Source organism: Flavobacterium sp. KH_035, from assembly GCF_057839565.1.
This window is the reverse complement of record NZ_CM174492.1, coordinates 3,151,624-3,177,709: the sequence shown is the minus strand read 5'-3', so window position 1 is coordinate 3,177,709 and position 26,086 is coordinate 3,151,624. Positions and strand designations below refer to the sequence as shown.

Here is a 26,086-nt window from a genome sequence, read left to right as displayed (position 1 = left end):
TGAGATGTGAAATGTAAGATGTAAATTATTTTTAGTTTATTCTACGAAACCCATAACTCAAAAATATATAATATTTATAGTTTATCCTTTACAACCACGACCAGTAACTTACATTTTACATTTCACAACTAACAACTAACAAAACACATTTCACATTTCACAAAATACATTTTACAACCCACAACTCACATAATAAAACAATGAAAACAAACCTAAAAAACAAACCCATTTTGAGTAGACTATTGATGCTATGCCTTTTAGTTTTCAGTATTTCGTTAACGGCCCAAATAAAATATTCCGACGGTAACGACAGCTGGAACCCGAACGTCTTAGGAAACCATCGTGTTGCAGTGGCCTTTACCGGTGCTGGAGATGTTGCCAAAACCACGATCGAATGGCGCAGAAGAGACGAAAAACCCGAACTGAAAAAAATCATTGTTCAGGATGCTTCAGGTAAAACCATTGAAAACATAAAAACAACTGACATCAATAGAGAAAGCGGTACTATTTTCTTTGAACCTGTTTCAGGAAAAGGAACTTATTATGTGTATTACCTGCCTTATATTGACGAAGGCGATGCTAATTATCCAAAAGGTGTATATGCCAAACCCGAAGATAAAGCAGCAGCAACCTGGCTTACCAAAATCAAACCCAATCTGGCCGATAATTGCACGGTAAATGAAATTCAGAGTATAAATACTTTCAACAGCTTTTACCCGATGGAAGTAATTGCAACTGCAGCCGAAACAAAAGATCTCATTGCGAAAAACAGCGGCAACTCCTTTCTGGTATTCCCGGAAGACCGACTGTATTCGATCCGAATGAAAAATGATTTACCACAAAGATGGATTCAAAAAGGCGTTCAAAATACCTTTTCCGACACGGCACTAAGAGGTGAATATCTGGCGTTTCAATTGGGCGTTTATGCTTTACAGAATATTGACAACGTAAAAGTTACCTTTTCAAATCTAATCAGTTCTACAGGAGCCATCATCGAATCTAAAGAGATCAATTGCATCAATACAGACGGGACTAAATACGATGGATCGGTTTTTGCCAATACCGTTTCTGTTTCAAAAGGAAAAATACAGGCCTTGTGGTGCGGAATCGATGTTCCCCAAACTGCTGCTGCCGGAACCTATAGTGGAAAAGCTATCGTAACTGCCGACGGAAAGTCGAAAGAAATTATACTTCAGATCAAAGTAACGAATGAAATTACGCAAAACGGCGGCATCGATTCTCCTGAAAAAATCACACGTCTAAAATGGTTAAACTCTACTTTGGCGCAGGAGAATACTGTTATTGCTCCTTACACTCCATTAACTATAAAAGATACAGAAATCTCCTTATTGGGCAGAAAAGTAGTTTTGGATTCCAATGGTTTTCCAACACAAATTCAAACTTATTTCACACCCGAAATGACAACAGTTGGTTCAAAAGCCAATGACATTTTAAGTGCTCCATTAGCTTTTCATTTTTTGGATGCCACAGGAAAAGAGTCTCTACAGTGGAAAAACACAGGCCTTAAATTTCTGAAAAAAGAAAGCGGAACCGTTTCCTGGGAAAGTATTTCTACATCAAAATCACTTCAGATGGATGTACATGCTTCCTTAGAATTTGATGGCTTTTTAACGTACACCGTAAAAATCACGGCACTTGAAGATGTTGTATTTAATGATATCAATTTCCAAATGCCAATTCAGCCCTCTTCTGCAAAATACATGATGGGATTAGGTCAAAAAGGAGGCGATCGTCCTGCCAATTTTGACTGGAAATGGGATGTTGCGCACAAAAATCAGGATGGGGCTTGGATTGGAAATGTAAATTCAGGATTGCAATTTTCTTTACGCGACGAGAAATACAGCCGTCCGTTAAACACCAATTTTTACTTGCAAAAACCTTTATTGCTTCCAACTTCCTGGGGGAACGAAAATAAAGGAGGAATTACCATCACTCCCAATCCAAAATCGGTTTTGGTGAATGCGTACAGCGGCGCCCGAAACATGAAAAAGGGAGATGTTTTGTATTATAATTTCAATTTACTAATCACCCCTTTCCACACCATTAATACCGATTTTCAGTGGGATACTAAGTTTTATCACAAATACAGTGATATCGATACGATTGCAAAAACCGGGGCAACGGTAATCAATATTCACCATGCCAACGCCATCAATCCATATATCAACTATCCGTTTATTGAATTTAAAAAAATGAAAAGTTATATCGATGAAGCACATGAAAAAGGACTAAAAGTAAAAATCTACAATACGGTTAGAGAAGTTTCAAACAAAGCTTACGAGACTTTTGCCTTAAGAAGTTTAGGACATGAAATTTACTCTCCGGGTAAAGGAGGCGGATTCTCCTGGCTGCAGGAACATGTGGGAGACGATTATATTGCAGCCTGGTTTGTACCTGAAATTAAAGACGCTGCCATTGTAAACAGCGGAATGAACCGTTGGCACAACTATTATGTAGAAGGAATGAACTGGCTGACACAAAATGTGGGCATCGATGGCGTTTATCTCGATGATGTTGCTTTTGACAGAATTACCATGAAACGAATCAAAAGAGTACTTACAAAAGACGGGCATCCCGGAATTATTGACCTCCACAGTGCTAATCAATACAACAAAAGTGACGGATTTAACAACAGTGCCAATTTGTATATGGAGCATTTTCCGTACATCAACAAACTGTGGTTTGGAGAATATTTTGACTACGAAAAAAACAATCCTGACTTTTTCCTGACGGAAGTAAGCGGAATCCCTTTTGGATTAATGGGTGAAATGTTACAGGACGGAGGAAATCCGTGGAGAGGAATGGTGTACGGAATGACCAACAGAATGCCATGGAGCCACAATGCCGACCCAAGACCGGTATGGAAATTATGGGATACTTTTGGAATTAAAGGTTCGGAAATGATTGGCTACTGGAGCGAAAATTGTCCGGTAAAAACATCTAACGATAAAGTACTGGCAACAGTTTACAAAAAAAACGGAACTGCTTTAATCTCTATCGCAAGCTGGGCTGATACTGATGTAAAAGTGAAACTACTTATCGACTGGAAAAAATTAGGAATCAATCCGGCAAAAGCCACTATTACGGCACCTGAAGTATTGAATTTCCAACCGGCACAAACTTTTACGGTAAAAGATGAATTACCGGTATCAAAAGGAAAAGGCTGGTTGTTGATCGTAAAATAAGTGAGATGTGAAATGTGAGATGGTGTAATTTATAAAGTAAACCTGATAGATTTTAAAAATCTGTCAGGTTTTACAAGGCAAAAAAATAAAGATCAAACACTTAAGAACAAATCCAAAATTTACAAATAAACTCACAGTTAACATTTTACAACTAACATTTCACATCTAACAACTAACATTTCACACCAAACATATGAAACTTAGACCATTTTTACCCATTATACTCCTTGGAAGCCTGTTTGTCCATGCACAAAATAAACCCACCATAAAAGAGTACAAAAAAGTATTCACCACCTACCCTTTTTCGGATCCTGATCCGATTCCGAAACCGGATACAAAAGTATATCCCTATTTTCGTTTTGATGGTTTTACCAATAAACCCATACAAAAAGAATGGAAAGTAATCGAACTCGAAAATGATTACATCAAACTAATGATTCTTCCTGAAATAGGTGGAAAAGTATGGTCGGCTGTTGAGAAATCAACCGGGAAAGACTTTATCTACAACAATCATGTGATTAAATTCCGGGATATCGCCATGCGCGGTCCGTGGACTAGCGGAGGTGTTGAGGGGAATTATGGCATCATCGGACACACTCCCAACTGTGCTACTCCTGTTGATTATGTCACCTTTACCCGAGCGGACGGAAGTGTAAGTTGCGTGATCGGCGTGCTGGATCTGCTCACACGAACATCATGGAAACTGGACATAAATTTACCCAAAGATAAAGCTTATTTTACCACAAATTCCTTCTGGTTCAATTCCACCGAAACCGAACAGCCTTACTATACCTGGATGAATACTGGTATAAAAGCCTCCCAAAGTCTGCAATTTATTTACCCCGGACAAAGTTATATCGGACACAATGGCGAGCACAATTCGTGGCCCATTGACAAGGAAAATGGCAAAGACCTATCCTTCTATAAAAACAATAATTTTGGCGGTTATAAATCCTATCATGTGTTTGGTAAATACGACGATTTCTTTGGTGGATATTACCATGATGAAGATTTTGGAATGGGCAGGTATGGTAATCACGATGACAAACCCGGCAAAAAAATATGGATTTGGGGACTGTCACAACAAGGAATGATCTGGGAAAAATTATTAACCGATACCGACGGTCAATACGTAGAAGTTCAGAGCGGAAGGCTCTTCAATCAGGCAAGTGAAAACAGCAGTTTAACCCCTTTCAAACAACGTTCCTTCGCCCCCTATCAAACTGATTTGTGGACGGAATACTGGTTTCCTGTAAAACAAATCAAAGGGTTCGTAAAAGCCAATAATTATGGCGCTGTAAACGTGAAAAACGAAAACGGCTGGTTGAAAATCTATTTTTCCCCGCTTCAAAAACTAAACGAAAAACTGGAAGTCTTTGACAATGGAAAAAAAATCTATTCAAAAGATATTTCAGTAAACACTTTGCAGTCCTTCAAAGATTCGATTCAGATTGCAGTTGACGAAAATAAACTTCGACTGACGCTTGGCGGTACTAAATTGGTTTGGAATTCGGCTCCGGAAGATGGAAATCTGAATCGTCCGTTAGAAACTCCGACAGATTTTGATCATAACTCAGTATACGGATTATACCTTCAGGGAAAAAATTACATTAGCTTTAAAGATTATGTAAAAGCGGAAGAAAAACTAAGCGCCTGTCTTCAAAAAGATCCCAATTATGCTCCTGCTCTGGCTGATTTGGCAATTTTACAAATTCGTAAATTCCAATATCGTGAGGCAGTCAGTTCAGCAGCCAAAGCTTTAGCCATCGACACCTATCACCCTGCTGCCAATTATTATTACGGACTAGCCAACCTACATTTGGGTAATATTATCGATGCCAAAGACGGATTTGATCTTGCTACGGCCAGTGTTGAATTCAGAAGTTCGGGGTATACCGCTTTAAGCAAAATCTACTTTACCGAAAATGATTTTGCAAAAGCAACTGAATATGCCGAAAAAAGTTTACTAAACAATCAGGACAATTTAGAAAGTTTGCAAATACTCGCGGTTTTGTATCGTTTACAAAACGACAGAGACAAGGCAATCGAAATACTGAGTAAGATCAATATTGCAGATCCACTCAACCATTTTGTTAGTTTCGAAAAATACCTCTGGGAGTCTTCTGATGCCTCCAAAAAACAGTTCACTTCTCTGATTCAAAACGAAATGCCACAGCAAACCTATCTTGAATTGGGAATTTGGTACGAACAAATTGACCGCAAAGAAGAAGCGCTAAAAGTACTTTCGCTTGCCTATCCAAATTCTGAAATTGAGTACTGGAAAGCTTATTTAGAAAACAAAGCTGTTGATTTAAGCAAACTCCAATCCGACAATAGTTTCCCTTTCCGTGGAGAAACAGCCGAAATTCTGGAAAAACTCATAAAAACCAACCCTCAGTGGCAGTTGAAATACCATTTGGCGTTAATCGAATGGAACCGCGATAATAGTTCAAGAGCAAAAGACTTGTTTTTACAATGTGCCAACCTGCCTGCTGATCCGGCTTTTTATGGGGCCAAAGCTTCGCTATTTAAAAATGACAACCAACTGGTTTTATCCAGTCTTCAGCAAGCCATTAAACTGGATCAGCAGAGCTGGAGGTATCCTAAACTTTTAACCGAATATTACATTGCTCAAAAGCAATTTGATAAAGCCCTGGCCACTGCAGCTCCTTTCTATAAAAAACATCCCTCTAATTATGTGATGGGAATGTTGTATGCCAAAACGCTGCTTCTGAACAAAAAATACGCTGCTGCCGACGCGTTCTTAACCCAGCTGAAAATCCTTCCGTTTGAAGGCGCTACAGCTGGGCGACAATTGTATCATGAAGCAAAATTAATGCAGGCTTTGGCTGAAATTAAAAACAAACAATTCAAAAAAGCGTTACAATTTATTTCAGACGCCAAATTATGGCCGGAAAATTTAGGAGTTGGGAAACCATACGAAGAAGATATTGACGAAAGACTGGAAAACTGGCTGAATTACCAATGTTATACAAGTTTGGGGGATCCTGAAAAAGCACAAACATCTTTACAAAAAATTACGATATTTATCCCAAAGGTTGACAATACAGTTATGAATTTTCTGCCTGCCAATCAATTGGTTTCAGCCTGGGCAATCGAGAAAACTTCGTCCGCACAAAAAGCACAGGAGTGGCTGAAAAAACAAGCCAAATTATATCCTGACAATAAAATTGTGCAATGGTCTCTTGAAACGTACACTAAAAAACAATCTAATATTTTAACAGAAGATGAAAAAGATGGTGAAGTACGTATTATAGAGAAACTTTAAAATACTTTCGGTAAAATTGTATTTTCGAAATAAAAATACGAGTTTTATAGCAAGTAAAATACATTTTTGAAGCCTTAACAACTATATTTCAACCGCTTTAATAATAACAACTCGTCGGGGATAAAAATGATTCAACACATAGAAACATAGATTTTAGGTCCAAAATGAGAACAGAAAAGAAATAAATTTCTTTCACATAGAAGATTATGTGTATTTAAATGAAGTGAAACGTCTTTTTAATGAGTACAGAACCTATGTTGCTATGTGTTAAAATGATTTACACCCAACAACGAATAATAGTTTAAACAATAATCAATCAAAATAATCATTCTAAAAACCAAACAATGAACAAACACTTTTTAAAGTATTCACTTTTCAGTCTTTTCCTTGTAGCAGGTCAAAATGCGATGGCCCAAAATAGCGATCAGACTAAAAACCCGTTATCCGTTTATCAGGTCACCCCTTTAAAAGTAAATGACCTTGTACATACCAAACTGGACGTATCCTTTGATTATGGAAAACGTTATCTGTATGGAAAAGCATGGCTTTCTTTAAAGCCTCATTTTTATGAAACTGATTCTCTTAGACTGGATGCCAAAGGAATGGATTTTAAAACAATTGCGGTTATTGATGGCAAAAAAACAATTCCGCTAAAATACACCTACGATAACGAACAGCTTTCTATCACCTTAAACAGAAAATATAAAAGCACAGAAAAATATATCATTTTCATCGATTATACGGCAAAACCAGATGAGTTAAAAGTAAAAGGAAGTGCTGCCATAACCGATGCAAAAGGTTTATATTTTATAAACCCTGACGGAAAAGACAACAAACCAACTCAGATCTGGACACAAGGCGAAACAGAGGCATCATCGGCATGGTTCCCTACCATTGATAAGCCCAATCAGAAAACAACTTCTGAAATTGCCATGACCGTTGATACCAAATACACTTCGCTTTCAAACGGAAAACTAATCTCTCAGAAAGACAATAAAAATGGTACCCGTACTGATACCTGGAAAATGGAATTACCACATTCTCCTTATTTGTTTATGATGGCTGTGGGTGATTTTAAAATCTACAAAGACAGTTATAACGGAAATGAGGTAAGCTATTATCTGGAGCCGAAATACGCACCATATGCCAAACAGATTTTTGGAAAAACTCCAGACATGATGAAGTTTTACGGAAAAATGCTAGGCGTAGAGTATCCTTGGGGGAAATATGCCCAAGTTGTGGCCAGAGACTACGTTTCGGGAGCCATGGAAAACACTTCGGCTACTCTGCACGGTGAACACGTACAAAAAACCGAAAGAGAATTGTTAGACGATAATCAGGAAAGTACGATTGCTCATGAACTTTTTCACCAATGGTTTGGAGATTATGTTACCGCCGAATCCTGGTCTAACCTAACCATGAACGAATCTTTTGCCACTTTTGGAGAGGTACTTTGGCACGGTCACGATGAAGGACAGGATGCTGAAGACCGATCTCGTTATGAGAAATTGCAAAACTGTCTGCGTTCTTCAAAAGACGGAGTTAGTCCGCCACTGGCACGTTTTCATTATGGAAACAAAGAAGATATGTTTGACAATATCAGTTACTCAAAAGGCTCTATCATATTGTATGCTTTAAAAAATCAAATGGGTGATGATGCATTCTTTAAATCTTTGAATAAATATCTTACTACCAATGCCTTTAAAACGGGAGAAAGTCATCAATTGCGTTTGGCAATGGAAGAAGTAACCGGAAAAGACTGGAGCCCTTATTTTAACCAATGGTATTTTCAGGGAGGAAACCCTATTCTGAATGTTGAATACGGCTATGCTGATGGGAAAGCTACAATTGCCGTAAAACAAGTTCAGGAAAGTTCGGTACAAACCTTTACCCTTCCGTTAAAAGTAGATTTTTATATTAATGGAACTAAAGTCAGAAAAGATATTCTAATTGATCAAAGAGAGCAAAATTTCAATTTTGACCTTCCTTCAAAACCTGATTTTATAGATCTTGATCCTGACAAAATTCTGGTAGGTAAAGTGATTGACAATAAAAAGATATCCGATTACCAATATCAGTACAAAAATGCCCCTTCGTTCTACAACCGAATTGAAGCCATAAAATTTGCAGCAAAAGACAAAAGTCACGAAGCGCAACTTATTCTTCTGGCTGGTTTACAAGATAAACAAGAAGACTTGAGAACGCTTAGTATCAAAGGAATTGATCTAGGAGACAGTCAAATAAAAGAAGTTGCCCTTAAAGCCTTACTGAACATTGCTCAAAACGATAAAAAGACATATACAAGGGCTACAGCGCTTATAAAGCTTGCAGGAACCGGAGATACAACTTACAAGAATTTAATGATTGAAAGCGCTAAAAATCAGTCTTACAATGTGGCCGCAGCAGGAATCTACGGACTATCCAAATTTGCACAAGATGAAGCGGATAAAACCTTAGCTGCCTTAGACGAAGACACTAAAAATCATATCACGCCATTGCTTAAAAGATTCAACAATCAAAAGTAAGCAGCTGGCCGGATTGCAATAGTAGCATTGTCACCGTTACCTAAAACCAACAAAGGAACAAGGTTTTATAATTAGTACTTAAAAATTTTTGTTTCCTATAGCCTCTCTGATCTAATGGATTGGAGAGGCTTTTTTTTTTACCAAAAGCAGAAAGCGAAATACTACTTTTCTTTATTCAGACTTTTGCTGCTTTTCTTTCCACTTCTCCATTTGTCCTCATTTTAATTGTTCTTAAAAAACAATCCATTCTATTCATTAGATCTAAATTACTTTTCTACCAGTCTTTAAATAAATGAGGTCTCTGATCTGCTTTTCTTAGTATTTCGATTCTTTTTTAATCATCCTTTATAATTTAATCCCAAATCTTTTTACAAAAAAAGCATATTTCCTCCACCTCTACGCACCCAAAAATTGAATTGATTTCTCTTCTCATTTTTCAGAATTTCGCTTCCAAAAAAATTGCCTCTTGAATTCCTAAAATCGGACTCAAAACACTTTCCTAATCCTGATCTTTTTTACCTATAGACTGAATCCTTTTTTTGCTACAAAAACATAACTACTCTCAAAGTAAATTCATCCTCAAAAGGCAAAAATCCTGCTGAAACGACTCTACAGAATAACAATAGAAAACTTACTTTATTATCAACATAAAGGGATAGCAATTACGAAATTCACAAAATTAAACACAACTCTTTTTAATAACTTAAAAATAGAATATTTACATTTTGACAATATAAATGTCGAACTATTCTTTTTCGGTCCTTTTATTTTAACAAAACACTACTTTTTTAGTTTAAAAAAAACGTTTTGTGCAATTTTATGTGCTCGAGAACACAAATTTTGTGTGTTCGAGCACATTTTTCATGTTTTTTCTTGGTTAATAAAAATATAATCGATAGTTTCGTCAAGTAATAAAAACATTGAGTGGGAATAATCCTATGTTTTAAGCCTCTTTTATTCGATTCTTAAGCCATAAAAAAGGAACACTTCAAATACCAATTACGGCAAAAAAACAACTTGACAAAAAAACAATCATTAACCAAAACCAAACAAGAGCATGAAAGAAGCACTTTCAAAAAATCCTAAGATTTTAAAGTTGCAGACAGTACTTGATAAAAGTTTAAAAACAACATTGTGTACTTTGTTGTCCGTAACTTTTCAAATTACAACTGCTGCTCCCTCAAAAGAGATTTCTTTAAACAAAACCAGCTTACTGGCCTTTCAAAAAATAGTAAAGGGTAAAGTTGTGGATGAAAAAGGAATTCCAATTCCCGGTGTAAATGTTATAATAAAAGGATCCAAGACTGGTGTCCAAACGGATATCGACGGAAGTTTTGCAATCGAGATACCAAATGCCAACACCATTTTAGTATTCTCATTTTTAGGAATGCAGGATCAGGAAATCCCGGCTGGAAACGGCGCTATTAAAGTGACTATGAAGGAAGCCGGACAGCAAATGGATGAAGTTGTTATCGTGGGATACAGTAAAGTAAAAAAAGAAAGCTTAACAGGGTCACTACAGACTTTAGACAATAAAAAACTATTGGATGTCACCACTCCCAATGTCGAAAACTTACTGGCAGGAAAAGCCACTGGAGTTTTTGTTAGTACCAGTGGAGGTCAGCCTGGCGGTGCCTCAAAAGTGGTTATTAGAGGTAGAAGTACTGTAAACGGAAGCACTGACCCTCTATGGGTGGTAGACGGTGTGATCGTTGGAAACAGTTCTCCGCCTATGAATCCTTCTGACATCGAAAATTTAACCGTTCTTAAAGATGCGGCTTCTACTGCTGTTTATGGTTCACAAGGTGCCAATGGCGTAATTGTAGTAACCACAAAAAGCGGTAAAGCAGGGAAATCAATCATTAATTTCTCTTCAAGAACAGCGATGTCGACCGTAAACAATGGTAATCTTAAAATGATGAACGGATCTGAATTATATGACTTTTATGATTCTTTTGCAAACAAACAAGATTTTCAAAATGTTTGGTGGTGGACTCCTGAATTAAGAAACAAAAACTACGACTGGTGGAAAAATGGTACTAAAACAGGGATTGCTCAGGATTACAACTTATCAATTAGTGGCGGTGGAGAAAACTTCAAAAGTTATGTTTCCCTAGGCGTTTATGATGAAACTGGTGCTATAATTGGCTACGATTATAAGAGATATAACGGTTTGATGAAATTTGAATACAAACCAATTTCATGGCTGACTATAAAACCACAGATCAATTTAACCCGAGAAAAAGTATACGATAAACAACATAGTGTAGGCGCTATGTACCGCAACCTGCCTTGGGACAGTCCTTATTTACCGGACGGATCATTAGTAGGAAATGCACCTAACCCAACTTGGGTAAATACGACCGGGTCTAACTATTTGTATGATTTACAATGGAATTATTCTGAATCGGAAAAATACACTGTTCGTGCCAATATGGATTTCGATGTAAAATTAACAAACTGGCTGACGTATTCATCTGTAAACAATTACATCTTCGACAATTACAATTCAACTGCCTATTCGGATCCGAGATCGTCCTCGGCATTAGCTGTAAAAGGTAGAATAGAAGACCAATTTGAAACCTATAACAAATTATACACAAATCAGTTACTAAGATTCAACAAGTCATTTGGCGTACATAATGTAAATGCTATTGCCGGTTATGAATGGAATGAATATAACTTTAAAAAAACGCAGGCAATTGCAACAGGAATTCCTCCCGGAATTAGTGTAACAGACCCAGCTGCCAAACCTGAAGCTGTAAACGGAAACAAGAAACAATGGGCTGTACAATCCTTACTATCAAATGTAAATTATACTTATGATAATCGCTATTTGGCACAATTTTCTTTTAGACGTGACGGAGCTTCTAATTTTGGTAAAAATGCACAATATGGTAATTTCTTCTCTATTAGTGGTGGATGGAATATCCATAATGAAGCTTTCTTTAAAGCGGATTGGGTGAATAACTTAAAACTAAGAGCCAGTTATGGTTCGGTCGGAAATCGTCCAAACAGCTTATACGGTCACCTGCCGTTATACTCTTTTCAAGAAAGTTATGATGAAAATCCCGGTGCCTTAATTTCACAATTAGCAAATCCTGATCTAAGCTGGGAAAAAACATTCACTACCGGTGTAGGTCTAGACATAAGCCTCTTCCAGAGAGTAAATATTACTTTAGATTATTATGATAAAGATACTTCTGATTTATTGTACCAGGTTCCACTTCCGGGTGTTATCGGAGTAACTCGTATCTGGAGAAACGTTGGGGCAGTAAACAACAGAGGGTTCGAAGCCTCAGTTAACGTAGATATTATCAAAACTAAAGATCTTGTTTGGTCATTTGACGCCAATATTGGGTTTAATAAAAATAAAGTCACACGTCTGTATGGTGACAAACAAGAAATAATCGCCCCTGATGGTAGTGGTATATCAGGAGCTGCTGACAAATTATGGAAACCTGGTTACGATGTAGACAGTTGGTTCCTTACCGAATGGGCTGGTGTTGATCCTGAGAATGGGAAACCACAATGGTTTACTACAAATACTAACGGTGAACGTGTAAAAACCTATAGTTATGGCGAAGCTTCCAAATTTAAAAAAGTAATGGGCTCCTATACTCCCGATTTCTTCGGAGGATTCTCAACCAGCTTAAACTATAAAAACTTTGATTTTGCAGCCATTTTCAGCTATTCAGTTGGAGGCGAAATCTATAACTATGCAAGATCAGAATTTGACTCAGATGGTGCTTATTCAGACAGAAACCAAATGAATCTGCACAGTGGATGGAGCCGTTGGGAAAAACCGGGTGATATTGCTACACATCCACAAGCGATTTACAATAATCCAAGCAACTCACAAAAATCTTCTTCCCGTTTCTTAGAAACAGGAACCTATCTAAAAATGAGAAGTCTTTCTTTGGGCTATAACATACCGTTGCAACATTTACATATTACCAACTTAAGATTATTTATAACTGGAGAAAATTTATTTACCATCTCGCATTTTTCAGGTGTAACTCCTGAGTTATCGCCAAATTGGAACAGCGCGACTGAACAATATGTAATTTCGGGCGTAGCTTCAGATATTTATCCACAAACACGTAAAATTACATTAGGGTTAAACTTAACGTTATAAAATCAAAATCATGAAAAAGATATTACTATTAGGTCTTGCAATTAGTTTTCTGAGCTCATGTGAGTTAGACAGAGAACCATTTTCTTCCTATACAAAAGATAAAATACAACAAGATAAAGAAGCTTCTGTAGAAGTATTGTTAAACGGATGTTACGCACAACTAAAAGGCTGGTCGGATGTCATGCACCGCGTTGGAGAATATCCTGGAGATAACATCATGATTAGAGGAACTTCTACCGATCACTTTTACTCTTTTATTTCCTATCAACATGTTCCTGACAATAATAGATTATCTACTTTCTGGAACAATGGGTATAAAATTATTTCGCAATCAAGTGATTTGATAATTTCTATTAAAGAAGGTGAAAGCCCTGCTATTGACCAGCAATTAGGGGAAGCTTATTACTTAAGAGGCATGATTTATTTTTACTTGTGCCGCACGTACGGAAGACCTTATGCTCAATCGCCTGAAACCAATTTAGGTGTGCCAATTGTAAACGGCTTACCGGCAGATCTTAACAATCTTAGACTTCCGGATCGTTCTACCGTAAAAACAACTTACGACCAGGCTATTAACGACTTGAAAAAAGCAGAAGCACTAATGACCGTAGGAAAAGCAGCTACTTATGCCACCAAAGAGGCAGCGCAAGCCATGCTTTCAAGAGTATATTTGTACATGAGTGGTACTTATGAAACTCCAAATCAGGAATATGCAACGCTTTCTATTGATTATGCTAAAAAAGTAATCATGAGTGGCAGATACAGCTTATTAAGCCGTGCCAATTTTATGAAGTACAACACTTATGCACCGGATTCTGCTGAACAAACAGAAACTATCTTTGCAATAAAAAGAGTTGCTTCAGAATATTCCGGATTTGATCATTACTATGGAATTGGAGGAATGTATGCCAATATCCAGGGACAAGGATGGGGAGAAATGTATGCTAGTGGAGAGTACCTTGACTTATTGAGAAAAGCCGGACTCAAAAAAGACGCTCGTTGGGCCTTTATTGATCCGCAATATACAAAAGACGCCAGTGGAAATAAAACAGAGGCTTTTCGCTTTATAACAGATGTTTTCAATGCCGGCGGTACACAAACCGGATACAATTATGTGCAACAGCCTTTAAAAACAAAAGCTGATGGATCATATTTTATCACAATTGGAACTACAGATTACAACCTTACCGTTGTAAATGCAGCTGAAAATCAATACTCTATTGTATATCAGGGAAAAACCTATACGGGTGAGAAAGACTATATGATGCTTTTAAACCGCGTATATCCAATGTTTTATATTACCAAATGTTCTTTACAAAATAATGATTCACACCTGCACTCGCCTATTATTTCAAGATTGGCAGAAATGTACCTGAACATGGCAGAAGCTTATGCTAAAAAAGGAGATTATTCCAACGCTTTGACCAATCTGAACATCATTCGTGAAAGAGCAATTGTTGGCGGAGGTTATGCTTCTTTAAACAGTACAAACGCTGTACAGCGTATTGATGAAGAGCGTCAGTTAGAATTGGCTTTTGAAGCACATCGCGGTTATGACGTTTACAGAAACGGTCAAACAATGACACGCCGTTACCCTGGCCCTCATTTACCAATGAATGACGTTCCCGCAACGAGTCTGCGTGTAGTACAATACATTCCTCAATCTGAAGTTAATGCTTACCCTGGGACTTTAACACAAAACCCATAGTTTTTTATTTATTGTTTGTTTTGAAGCCTCTCTAATTGGATCGATTAGAGAGGCATTTCAAAAATAACTGCTTAAAGTATCATCACTTAATCTCAAAAAATGAAAAATATATTGTACTTGTTTTTTGCTTCCTTTCTTATTTCAACTTCCTGTGCTGGCAGCAATGATGATGCACCGCCGAAAAGTGAAATCATAGAAAATCCAAAAACGACAATTTCCCTGCCCCTTGGAGGAAATGCTTATAGTTCGAAACACTTAGATGGAACTAATACGATTACAGACAACGGTATCGAAAACTGGACCGACTCTGGCGAATTTTTTACCGCTTATTTCAGAATTTCTAAAGCGGGAACATTTCAAATTACAGTAGAAGAATCTGTCGAAGTTTATGGAAAAGCTGAATTAGAGTTTTCAATCAATAACGAATCCAAGAAAGTAAATTTCACCACTTCAAAAAAGGCTGTTATAGCTGGAACCTGGAACCTTAAAAAAGAAGGATATGTTGCTGTCAGAATAAAAGGAATCAGTAAAACCGGCGATCGTTTCCCGTCTATTAGTCGTTTAACGATTGCAAGTGCTGATTTTGATGGCAAAATCTCTTATGTACCTAACAACGAAGGAGCTTTTTACCACTGGGGACGCCGAGGAGCTTCTGTTCATTTAAATTATCAGGTACCTGAAAACACCAACAGCGAATGGTACTACAACGAAATTACCGTTCCTCAAAACGAAGACAAAATTGGTTCTTACTTTATGGCAAATGGTTTTGGAGAAGGTTACTTTGGAATTCAGGTCAACTCAGCTACTGAAAGAAGAATTTTATTTTCTGTATGGAGTCCGTTTACGACCGATGATCCTGCCAGCATTCCCGAAACTCACAAAATTAAAATGCTAAAAAAAGGAGAAAATGTACACACCGGCGAATTCGGAAATGAAGGTTCGGGAGGACAAAGCTATCTAAAATATAATTGGAAAGCCGGAAACACCTATAAGTTTTTACTTCGTGGATTTCCAGCTGGTAATAATACGACCACCTATACAGCTTATTTTTATGCTCCGGAATTGAATAAATGGCTCTTAATTGCCAGCTTTAACCGTCCGGAAACCAACACCTACTTAAAAAGATTCCATTCTTTTCTGGAAAACTTTATTCCCGAACAGGGCGATCTATCCCGTAAAGTTCTTTTTAACAACCAATGGGTTTGCGACGACAAAGGCAACTGGTCAGAAATCAATTCGGCACGATTCACAAACGACAATACCGGTGCAAAAGAATACAGAATGGATTTTGCCGGAGGTACCGAAAATGGTTTCTTTTATCTAAAAAATGGAGGTTTTTTTAATGATTATACAACTCCAAAAACTATTTTTACAAAAGCTTTAACCAATAAAAAACCGGAAATCAATTTTAATACATTACCATAAAAAATACTCATAAAACAATAATCCCCGATAATCGGATTTTAGATTATCAATCATTTCAAATCAAATTAAACTATTATGAAAACTAGCATTTTAAAATTCATGTTAGCCGCCTGTATTCTGTTTGGAGGAACAAACGCATCGGCACAAATGATTAAAACCAAAACACCTGCCCGTGCAAAAGGTCAAACCGACGTTTTGCGTTTGGCAACAACACCAATACCTACCGTTCGTGTTGCCTTTATAGGTCTCGGAATGCGTGGCCCTGGAGCAGTAGAACGTATGACACATATTCCAGGTGTCGAAATTGTCGCTTTGTGCGATATGACACAGGAAAACACTTCTAAAGCAAACGAAACTTTAACCAAAGCAGGATTTCCTAAAGCTCAGGAATTCTACGGTGACGAAAATGCCTGGAGAAAAGTTACTGCTTTACCAAATGTTGATTTAGTTTACATCGCTACCGACTGGAAACATCACGCTATTATTGGGGTACAGGCAATGAAAGATGGTAAACACGTAGCCATAGAAGTTCCCGGAGCAATGACAATGGAAGAAATCTGGCAGCTTATTGATACTTCTGAGAAAACCCGTAAACACTGTATGCAACTTGAAAACTGTGTGTACGATTTCTTCGAACTTACTACATTAAACATGGCTCAGCAAGGTTTATTTGGAGAAATTCTTCACGCTGAAGGGTCATATATTCACGGACTTCAGCCTTTCTGGGGAGAATACTGGAACAACTGGAGAATGGATTACAATATCAAACACCGTGGTGATATTTATGCAACACACGGTATGGGCCCGGCTTGTCAGGCTCTAAACATTCATCGTGGTGATAAAATGAACTTCTTAGTTTCTATGGATACTAAAGCAGTTGGAAATCCGGCATATATCAAAGAAAAATCCGGAAAAGAAATTAAAGACTTCAGAAATGGAGATCACACGATGACCATGATCCGTACTGAAAACGGAAAAACAATCCAGATTCAGCATGACGTTACTTCTCCTCGTCCGTACAGCAGAATGTATCAATTAAGCGGTACAAAAGGTTTTGCTAACAAATATCCATTAGAAGGATATGCTTTAGACGGTGCAACATTAGGTGACGATGTAAAACCAAATCACGAGAAATTAAGCGCACACTCTTTTGTTCCGGCAGATGTGAAAAAAGCATTAATGGAAAAATACAAACACCCAATCGTAAAGAATATCGAAGAGCAGGCTAAAAAAGTTGGTGGTCACGGTGGAATGGATTTCGTAATGGATTACCGTTTGATTTACTGTCTGCAAAAAGGGCTTCCATTAGACATGGACGTTTATGATTTAGCTGAGTGGTCTTGTTTAGGTCCATTAACAGAAATTTCTCTTGACAATGGTTCTGCTCCTGTAGAAATTCCTGATTTTACACGTGGCGGATGGAACAAGTTGAAAAAATTAGAATTTTCAGAATAAAATTTATTGGTTAGTTAGTAGAAACAAGAGGGCACAATTTATAGTGCTCTCTTGTTCATTATAGCCAACACTAATTAAAAATAAAAGATGAAAAAAATATATTTTACATTTCTGTTTTTGTTTCTCTCATTGTGTGCAACCGCACAGGAAAAACAAAGTTTTGCTATAGCCAATGGAAATTTCCTCCTCAACGGAAAACCCATACAAATTCATTCAGGAGAAATGCACTACTCCCGTATTCCTCAGCCGTACTGGCGTCATCGTTTAAAAATGATGAAAGCAATGGGTTTAAATGCCGTGGCAACCTATGTATTTTGGAACTACCATGAAACAGCACCGGGAATCTGGGACTTCAAAACCGGAAATAAAAACCTGGCCGAATACATTAAAACAGCTCAGGAAGAGGGTTTATTCGTAATTTTACGCCCGGGTCCGTATGTGTGTGCCGAATGGGAATTTGGAGGTTATCCGTGGTTCTTACAAAACGTACCCAATATGGTCATTCGCGGGAATAACACAGCTTATCTAACAGCAACCAAAGCCTATTTTACTGAATTATACAATCAGGTTAAGAATTTACAAATCACCAAAGGAGGCCCAATTATCATGGTTCAGGGCGAGAATGAATTTGGATCCTACGTAGCACAACGCAAAGACATTCCGCTTGAGGAGCATAAAAAATATAGTGCTGCCGTTTTTCAGCAATTAAAAGATATTGGTTTCGAAGTTCCGTTTTTTACTTCAGACGGAAGCTGGTTGTTTGAAGGCGGAGCTTTACCCGGTGCATTGCCAACTGCAAATGGAGAAAGTGATATTACAAAACTAAAAAATGTGGTTAACCAATTCAATAATGGGCAAGGTCCGTATATGGTGGCTGAATTTTACCCGGGCTGGCTGGATCATTGGGCCGAACCATTCCCGACACAAACTCCCGAGGAAACAGTTGATCAAACACAAAAATATTTGAACAATCAGGTTTCATTCAACTACTATATGGTTCACGGGGGAACTAATTTTGGCTTTACTTCAGGAGCCAATTATGATAAGGAACATGACATTCAACCCGACATGACTTCTTACGATTATGACGCCCCAATTAGCGAGGCGGGTTGGGCGACCCCAAAATACAATGCGTTAAGAGCCCTGCTCAAAACAAATGAAACTCCTGCTGTTCCGGCAAAAATGCCCATTATCACTATTCCGAACATAGCAATAACAAAAGCCGTTGATTTAGCCGATTTAAAGTCTAAAATCCCCCCTGTAACTGCGGACAATCCTTTCACCTTTGAACAGCTAAATCAGGGAGACGGTTACGTTTGGTACAGCAAAAGATTTACTCAGCCTATTAGCGGGAAGTTAGAACTAAAAGGATTACGCGATTACGCTATAGTGTATGTCAACGGCAAAAAAGTAGCCGAGTTGAACCGATACTATAAAAAATACGATTGCGAAATTGAAGTTCCTTTTAACGCCACATTAGATATTCTGGTGGAGAATATGGGACGTATTAATTACGGTTCTCAAATTAATGCCAACAATAAAGGAATTATTAGTCCTGTAATAATTAATGGTGAAACCATTACCGGAAATTGGAAAATGTACAAATTACCAATGGCTCAGGAACCGGATTTAACGACTTACAAAAACTCAGGAAAAACAGACCGCCCTACCTTATATCAGGGAACTTTTAATCTGAGCAAAACCGGGGATACCTTCCTGGACATGCGCGACTGGGGTAAAGGAATTGTTTTTCTAAACGGAATTAACATTGGACGCTATTGGAGCGTTGGCCCACAGCAAACATTATATGTTCCGGGTTGCTGGCTTAAAAAAGGCAAAAACACCATTCAAATTTTCGAACAGAAAAACGGGAAAATTCAGAAGGAGGTAAAAACAATTAGCACTCCGATTTTAGAGGATTTAAAACCCGAAAACGGGCAATAAAATTCTCTGTTTTTCAAAAAAAATCCCAAACTCCAACAAAAATTGGAATTTGGGATTTTAAATATTGAATTTTAAATTACTTCCAGTTAAAAGTAATTTTCTTTTCTATTTCAGTATTTAAACTTAAAAATACGGGACAAGTCATTGCAGCACGTTCCAAAATTGTTTTGCTTTTTTCATCGGCATCTCCTTTCATTTCAAAAACAATTTCAATCGCTCCTATACGTCTAGGCTCTGCATTCATTATTTTTGTTACCTCCGCGGTTGAATCGATTAGATTTACGTTCAGATCACGAGCTTTAATCCCCATAATCGTCATCATACAACTGGCTAAAGCATTGGCAACAGTATCTGTTGGAGAAAAAGCTTCTCCTTTTCCGTTATTATCTACCGGCGCATCCGAAATGATTTCACTTCCGGATTGCACATGAATTGATTTTGTTCTTAAATCGCCTAAATAGGTTACTTTTGATGTCATTAATTTGCTACTTTTAAAGTTAAATCATTATCGTAATATAAAATGTAGACGCCTTTGTTTGCGTGCCCACCATCCTCTTTTTTATAAAATTGAAATTTATTGTCAACTTGTTCCGTTGTCATTAAATCGGCTGTTTCCTGATATGTTTTTCCCTGAACCAAACGCATCATGGTATCAAAAGTGACATCAAATCCTCTTGTCGCATACGTATTTGGATTCACTTTATTCTTCAATCGGTACTCTTTCTCAAAAATCAAAACAGACGGATCGTCGCTGTCACGCGTAACAGACGGATACATCAATTTTAGTTTTATTAAACTATCAAAACTAATTTCATCTGAGTCCAGCGTACTGTTGGGCTCTAAAACAACCAATTGTACCTGGCAGGTTTTTTGAGCATCAAGCAAAGCTTTAATAGTGGTTCTAACCATGGCTGTGTTGGCTGTTTCCATTACCACATAGTTCATTCGGTTAGGCAATAATAAACTTTTTAAATTGGCCACATCCAAAGCTCCGGTTTCTGTCAGACTTGCAAACACAACTCCTTTTTGATTTTGCTTGATGTAACTGATAACCGATTCTTTCTTTTTATCTACAACCGCAACAATGTTTCCATTTTTGCCGCGCATATACTCAAACATAGCATTTCTAACCATATCGTTTGATGGAATGGTCTGATACAAATTATCGATCGGGTTCGCTTTATCTTTTGACAATGGCGAAATCACCGGAATATTATACAAACGCAATGTATTGGCAGTAGATTCGGCATTACTCTGATAAAAAGGTCCCACTACAGCATTGGCATCCTGCAATTTATTCTGAGCGATTAAACCCGAAATATTAGAACTGTTTTTTGTTTCCTGAGAATCATAAATGGCAACATCTATTGGTAATTTTAAAGTTCTCGCAGAATCGATCGCCATTAAAGCTCCCGAATAAAAATCAAGAGTCATATTCAGGAACTTATCGTTTTTAATTCTGGTAGCTGAACTTGTGGTATCATTTTGCATTTTAGCCAAATTAAACGGCAACAATAAAACCAGTTTTTGACGATCTGTTTGTCCACGTTTTTTAGTCAGTTCAACCACCTCAGGATTTACAGAAACCGTTTCAGATTTTACTTTGTCTACAATTTGTATCCCTCCCGTACTTTTATTTTCCAGTACTTTTTCAATATTTTGCTGTGGTTGTTCTTGTTTTTCCTGCACAACAATAGGCACTGGCGCTAAATATCCCGCTGGAACTTTTAAAACCATTCCTTCTTTAACCCCTTCAGAAAGTGCCGGATTTAAAGCTGTTAATTCTTCCTGAGTAATATGAAAAGTGTGTGTTAAACTATAAAAAGTTTCTTTTGGTTTTACCTGATAATCCATATAAGAAACTGTTTTTTTAGTGGTTTCTGTCGGTTTCTTAACTTCTGTCGGTTTAACAACACTAGTCACAGCCTGGGCAGAAGTTTCTGTTTTAGGAGCTGTTCCTTTTATCGTTAGACGATAACCAACCGGTAAATTTGAAACAATCTCAGGATTGCGCTTTTCCAATTCTTCAATTGTGATTCCGTATTGTTTTGCGATCGAAAACTTAGTTTCTTTTGCCACCACATCATGATAAACATACTTTTCCGGAGCTGCCGGTTTCGTTTTGGCAGGAGTCAAAGCTGCTGCTTTTACCGCACTTCCTTTTGATGGTATCGTAAGAGTCTGTCCAATTTGCAAGCCGTCTTTTACCAAAAAAGGATTGGCTGCTTTTAAAGCTTCATCCGAAACATTATATTTTTTCTCAATCCCAAACAAAGTCTCTTTGGGTTGCACTTCATGCGTAACTGTTTTTCCCGGGGTCGAACTCTTCACGGAAGTAACCTCAGTTTTTACCGCCGCTTTAGTACCGGAGGTTGGAATCAATAAAACCGTATTCGGTTTAACACCATTTCTGGCATCCGGATTTAATGAATAAATATCATAAGGCGTAACCTTAAATTTTACGGCAATCTGATTAATAGTTTCTCCGCTTGAAACCGTGTACTTTACCACTTTTTCTTGTGAAAATGCGGAACTGGTTGCAAAAAAAATCAGAGACAATAATGTTGAATAATATTTCATAATAAAGCTTAAAACAATTTAATTTCAATTTCAATAACAAGTTACAAAATTCTCTTTAAAGCAAGATTCCTGCCACTTATTATTTCTACACTGCTTATTCCCTAAGATCAATCTCGACCTTAGCAATAACAACCTCTTTATATAACTCCTCTTCCTCCTTTTTCTTGCATTGATACAAAACTTCTTCCATATTTTGGTACTTATCTGAGTAGACATAGTACGAAAGACTGTTAATATTAAAGAAGAAACTGGCGTTAAAATCGCCCGAATCAATGAGTTTCATAATGAACCTGTCTCTTAGCGTTGCGTCTGTAAATATACCTAAAACTAAGTAATAGCCGTTTGAAACTTCTTTAAGATTATCAAAAACTTCAACCTTTATCGTTTTGTCTTTTCTAAGCGGATTTTCCTTTAACTCGCGCTTCATTTCTTCCGATGAAACGATCTTCGAATCTTCTGTTACACCAGTTTTTTTCTGATTTTTAATCGCCTGATCCTGATACTTTTTTAATTTAACCAAAGCTACCTTATCATCAAACTTTCGGGCTTCCATACTATAATAAGATGCTTTGCTAATATGTCTTTTTACTTCAATCTTTTTCTGAGTATCCAGCGAATCTATCTTAGCAATCAAAAGCTGATTTTGGGCATCCCCTTGTTCCTGCTCTATTTTGTAACGCTTTATTTCTTCCAGGGAAAGACGTTGCAGCAGTGAAGTTGTAGTATTATTTTTTTCACTTTCACGGATTTTCTTCTTGTATTCCTGGTTTTCCTCCACAGCAATTTTCTCTACCTTATTCATTAAACCGGCATATGCCTTTCTATTCTCGGCCAGTTCTTTCTTCAACTGAGACGATAACTCATTGGTTTTTCCGATACTTTCATAAGATCGTTTTTCGAGTCTTTTTGATTCGTCGATATTTAGAACATCCATTCTCTTTAAATCGACTAGATCGTTACTCATTGTATTGACCAGCGAATCCAGTTTTGCCATTAAAATATCCTGAACATTTTTATTAGCTTCCAGTACCAATCGCAACTTTTCAACTGAATTCTCTTTGGAACCGTTCATGTCATTCAGATTCACTTTCAGATCGTTAATTTTTATGATTTTCTGATTCATTTCTTTCTGAACAACCAATCGGTCTTTCAAATCCTCCAGTTCAACCGTTTTAGCTTTTGTCTTTTCGACCACCACCTGCTTTTCAGCCAGAGCCAACATTAACTCTTCGCTTTCGTTTGTCGGCTTTACTCCTTTAGTATTAATTGCTAACTTGTTCCCTACAATCAGTCCGTTTACGATTTCAGGATTCTGAGACTCTAACTGATCAATTGAGATTTCGTATTTTTTAGCAATCGAAAACTTGGTTTCTTTAGGCTCTACCACATGAAAAACAGTTTCCTGATTAATGACACGAACTCGCCCATCCAGTGTTTTTCGTTTGTTTGGAATCGCAATAGACTGACCAATCTGTAATCCATTTTGAAGAAGATTTTTGTTTAGATTTTCTAAATCCAGCACCGAAACATTATATTGTCTGGCAATGCTGAATAAGGACTCCTTAGCAACAACCTGATGGTTTACTTTTGAAGATGTTGTACTTTCATTTTTGGAAAGATCTGCCAGTCCTTGAGGAATAACTAATTCCTGACCAATCTGAAGTCCGTTGGCAAGAATCGTCTGATTTGCATTTTGAAGCGATTCAACTGAAACGTTGTACTGTTTCGATAAACCAAAAAGGGTTTCTTTTGCGCCAACAATGTGAGTAATTTGCTGACCGGGGTTTGTTTTTTCAACCGGGTGAACAGGAATCTTAATAATCTGATTGTCTTGGATTCCACTCTGTGATTCGGGGTTGAATTTGTAAATCTCTTCGATAGAAACCTTGTACTTTTGGGCAATAAAATAGGCGGTTTCTCCTTTTTGAATTTTATGCTCAATAAATGAATCTTGCGCAGTTATTTTGTTAAAAGACAAAACAAAGACAAGAGAAAACGTTAAAAATTCTCTCATAAATAGTAGGTTTAAAAAATTAAGGCGTTACAAATGTAACGCCTTAATTGGAAAAACAATACTATTCCCACTCAATTGTTGCAGGTGGTTTTGAGCTGATATCGTAAACAACACGATTCACTCCTTTTACTTTATTGATGATGTCATTAGACACTTTCATTAAGAATTCATAAGGCAAATGCACCCAGTCAGCTGTCATACCATCTGTTGATTCAACGGCTCTAAGCGCCACTACTTTTTCGTAAGTACGCTCATCACCCATTACCCCAACACTGTTTACCGGAAGCAAGATTGCTCCTGCCTGCCAAACTTTGTCATACAATCCCCAGGATTTCAATCCTTCGATAAAAACAGCGTCAACATCTTGTAAAATCTGAACTTTCTCCGGAGTGATATCTCCCAAAATTCTAATTGATAATCCTGGTCCAGGGAAAGGATGTCTTCCTAACAACTCAGGATCTATTCCTAAAGTAGCTCCTACTCTTCGAACTTCGTCTTTGAACAACATTCGAAGTGGTTCTACAATTTTTAATTTCATATAATCCGGCAATCCACCTACGTTATGGTGCGATTTGATCGTTGCCGATGGTCCTTTTACCGAAACTGACTCAATAACATCAGGATAAATAGTTCCCTGTGCCAGCCATTTTACATCTTCGATTAAGTGTGATTCATCATCAAAAACTTCGATAAATACACGACCAATAGTTTTACGTTTGGTTTCAGGATCACTGATTCCGGCTAATTCAGACAGAAAACGATCTCCTGCATCTACTCCTTTTACATTCAATCCCATTCCTTTGTATTGATCTAATACATTTTGGAATTCGTTTTTACGAAGTAAACCGTTATTTACGAAAATACAATATAGGTTTTTTCCAATTGCCTGATGTAATAAAACCGCCGCTACAGTTGAATCTACTCCTCCTGACAATCCTAAAACTACTTTATCATTTCCTAATTTCTCTTTCAATTCTCCCACCATTTCTTCTACGAAAGCATTTGGTGTAAAATTTTGAGGAACTTCAGCGATATCTACCAAAAAGTTTTTCAGCATTTTTGATCCGTCTGTAGAGTGAAAAACTTCCGGGTGGTACTGAATAGCATAGGTCGTTTCGCCTTCAATTTTATAAGCAGCAAATTCCACGTCGTGCGTGCTTGCTAATTTTACAGCATTGGTTGGCAAAGCTTTAATACTATCACTATGACTCATCCAAACCTGACTGTTTTCAGAAACTCCATTAAAGAAAACTTCATTCTCTTTAATATAAGACAAATTAGCTCTACCGTATTCTCTGGTGTTTGAAGCAGCTACTTCACCTCCGCTAAAATGCGCTAAGTATTGTGCTCCGTAACAAACTGCCAACATTGGAAGCTTGCCTCGAATTTGAGATAAATCAGGATGCGGAGCATCTTCTGCACGAACAGAAAAAGGACTTCCTCCTAAAATTACGGCTTTATAAGGTGATAAATCACTAGGAAAGTGATTGTAAGGGAAAATTTCGCAGAATATATTTAATTCGCGAACTCTACGCGCAATAAGCTGAGTATATTGCGATCCGAAATCTAAAATAAGTACGTTGTGTTGCATGCGCAAAAATACTTTTTATATTCGAATTTGAAAAATGGAATTTTGATTTTTTTTATTTAAAGATTCTAAGGGGCTGAGGCGCTAAGATTCTAAGGTACTGAACTCTAAAAAAAAAGAAAAACTTAGCACCTCAATACCTTAGTAATTTAGCACCTCTAAAAAAAACTTAGCACCTCAGTACCTTAGCAACTTAGTATCTTAGTACCTTCGC

General features: G+C 37.3%; 12 protein-coding genes. 8 read left to right on the top strand and 4 right to left on the bottom strand.

Annotated features, from left to right (window positions below; all coding sequences use genetic code 11):
- Positions 1-200: 200 nt before the first annotated feature.
- From AC3IS6_RS13000 to AC3IS6_RS12965, 8 genes are all read left to right on the top strand, one after another.
- Positions 201-3,206 carry a glycoside hydrolase domain-containing protein gene (locus tag AC3IS6_RS13000; RefSeq protein WP_489159916.1) on the top strand — a complete coding sequence of 1,002 codons (3,006 nt, stop codon included), beginning with the start codon at positions 201-203 and terminating at the stop codon, positions 3,204-3,206.
- Positions 3,207-3,399: 193 nt separating this feature from the next.
- Positions 3,400-6,495, top strand: coding sequence for a DUF5107 domain-containing protein (locus AC3IS6_RS12995; RefSeq protein ID WP_489159914.1), 3,096 nt, complete (start codon positions 3,400-3,402; stop codon positions 6,493-6,495).
- 344 nt (positions 6,496-6,839) lie between these two features.
- Complete coding sequence (locus tag AC3IS6_RS12990) at positions 6,840-9,020, top strand: M1 family aminopeptidase (protein ID WP_489159913.1); 2,181 nt, start codon at positions 6,840-6,842, stop codon at positions 9,018-9,020.
- Between the two features lie 1,057 nt (positions 9,021-10,077).
- Entirely contained in the window at positions 10,078-13,158 is a 3,081-nt protein-coding gene (locus tag AC3IS6_RS12985) for a SusC/RagA family TonB-linked outer membrane protein (protein WP_489159911.1), read from the top strand.
- Positions 13,159-13,168: 10 nt separating this feature from the next.
- Complete coding sequence (locus AC3IS6_RS12980; RefSeq protein WP_489159910.1) at positions 13,169-14,866, top strand: RagB/SusD family nutrient uptake outer membrane protein; 1,698 nt, start codon at positions 13,169-13,171, stop codon at positions 14,864-14,866.
- 99 nt (positions 14,867-14,965) lie between these two features.
- Positions 14,966-16,291, top strand: coding sequence for a DUF3472 domain-containing protein (locus AC3IS6_RS12975; RefSeq protein WP_489159909.1), 1,326 nt, complete (start codon positions 14,966-14,968; stop codon positions 16,289-16,291).
- A 99-nt stretch (positions 16,292-16,390) separates the two neighbouring features.
- On the top strand, positions 16,391-17,746 hold the full coding sequence (locus AC3IS6_RS12970; protein ID WP_246253196.1) for a Gfo/Idh/MocA family protein: 1,356 nt from the start codon (positions 16,391-16,393) through the stop codon (positions 17,744-17,746).
- An 87-nt stretch (positions 17,747-17,833) separates the two neighbouring features.
- Complete coding sequence (locus AC3IS6_RS12965; protein WP_489159907.1) at positions 17,834-19,690, top strand: glycoside hydrolase family 35 protein; 1,857 nt, start codon at positions 17,834-17,836, stop codon at positions 19,688-19,690.
- 76 nt (positions 19,691-19,766) lie between these two features.
- On the opposite strand, the gene AC3IS6_RS12960 is transcribed toward AC3IS6_RS12965, so the two are convergent.
- From AC3IS6_RS12960 to guaA, 4 genes are all read right to left on the bottom strand, one after another.
- The gene (locus tag AC3IS6_RS12960; protein WP_263360347.1) at positions 19,767-20,168 is read right to left on the bottom strand and encodes an OsmC family protein; all 402 of its coding nucleotides are present in this window, start codon (positions 20,166-20,168) and stop codon (positions 19,767-19,769) included.
- Entirely contained in the window at positions 20,168-22,270 is a 2,103-nt protein-coding gene (locus tag AC3IS6_RS12955) for a PBP1 and LysM peptidoglycan-binding domain-containing protein (protein WP_489159905.1), read from the bottom strand. Before AC3IS6_RS12955 ends, AC3IS6_RS12960 begins: the two co-directional genes overlap by 1 nt.
- 94 nt (positions 22,271-22,364) lie before the next feature.
- Positions 22,365-24,284: a LysM peptidoglycan-binding domain-containing protein gene (locus tag AC3IS6_RS12950; RefSeq protein ID WP_489159904.1), complete on the bottom strand. Its 1,920-nt coding sequence runs from the start codon at positions 24,282-24,284 to the stop codon at positions 22,365-22,367.
- A gap of 61 nt (positions 24,285-24,345) precedes the next feature.
- Positions 24,346-25,875, bottom strand: coding sequence for a glutamine-hydrolyzing GMP synthase (gene guaA, locus AC3IS6_RS12945; protein ID WP_489159902.1), 1,530 nt, complete (start codon positions 25,873-25,875; stop codon positions 24,346-24,348).
- Positions 25,876-26,086 lie beyond the last annotated feature (211 nt).

Excerpts from the sequence above, each read along its gene's own strand:
- AC3IS6_RS13000 (WP_489159916.1), top strand. The coding sequence starts at position 201 with ATGAAAACAAACCTAAAAAACAAACCCATTTTGAGTAGACTATTGATG.
- AC3IS6_RS12995 (WP_489159914.1), top strand. The coding sequence starts at position 3,400 with ATGAAACTTAGACCATTTTTACCCATTATACTCCTTGGAAGCCTGTTT.
- AC3IS6_RS12990 (WP_489159913.1), top strand. The coding sequence starts at position 6,840 with ATGAACAAACACTTTTTAAAGTATTCACTTTTCAGTCTTTTCCTTGTA.
- AC3IS6_RS12985 (WP_489159911.1), top strand. The coding sequence starts at position 10,078 with ATGAAAGAAGCACTTTCAAAAAATCCTAAGATTTTAAAGTTGCAGACA.
- AC3IS6_RS12980 (WP_489159910.1), top strand. The coding sequence starts at position 13,169 with ATGAAAAAGATATTACTATTAGGTCTTGCAATTAGTTTTCTGAGCTCA.
- AC3IS6_RS12975 (WP_489159909.1), top strand. The coding sequence starts at position 14,966 with ATGAAAAATATATTGTACTTGTTTTTTGCTTCCTTTCTTATTTCAACT.
- AC3IS6_RS12970 (WP_246253196.1), top strand. The coding sequence starts at position 16,391 with ATGTTAGCCGCCTGTATTCTGTTTGGAGGAACAAACGCATCGGCACAA.
- AC3IS6_RS12965 (WP_489159907.1), top strand. The coding sequence starts at position 17,834 with ATGAAAAAAATATATTTTACATTTCTGTTTTTGTTTCTCTCATTGTGT.
- AC3IS6_RS12960 (WP_263360347.1), bottom strand. The coding sequence starts at position 20,168 with ATGACATCAAAAGTAACCTATTTAGGCGATTTAAGAACAAAATCAATT.
- AC3IS6_RS12955 (WP_489159905.1), bottom strand. The coding sequence starts at position 22,270 with ATGAAATATTATTCAACATTATTGTCTCTGATTTTTTTTGCAACCAGT.
- AC3IS6_RS12950 (WP_489159904.1), bottom strand. The coding sequence starts at position 24,284 with ATGAGAGAATTTTTAACGTTTTCTCTTGTCTTTGTTTTGTCTTTTAAC.
- guaA (WP_489159902.1), bottom strand. The coding sequence starts at position 25,875 with ATGCAACACAACGTACTTATTTTAGATTTCGGATCGCAATATACTCAG.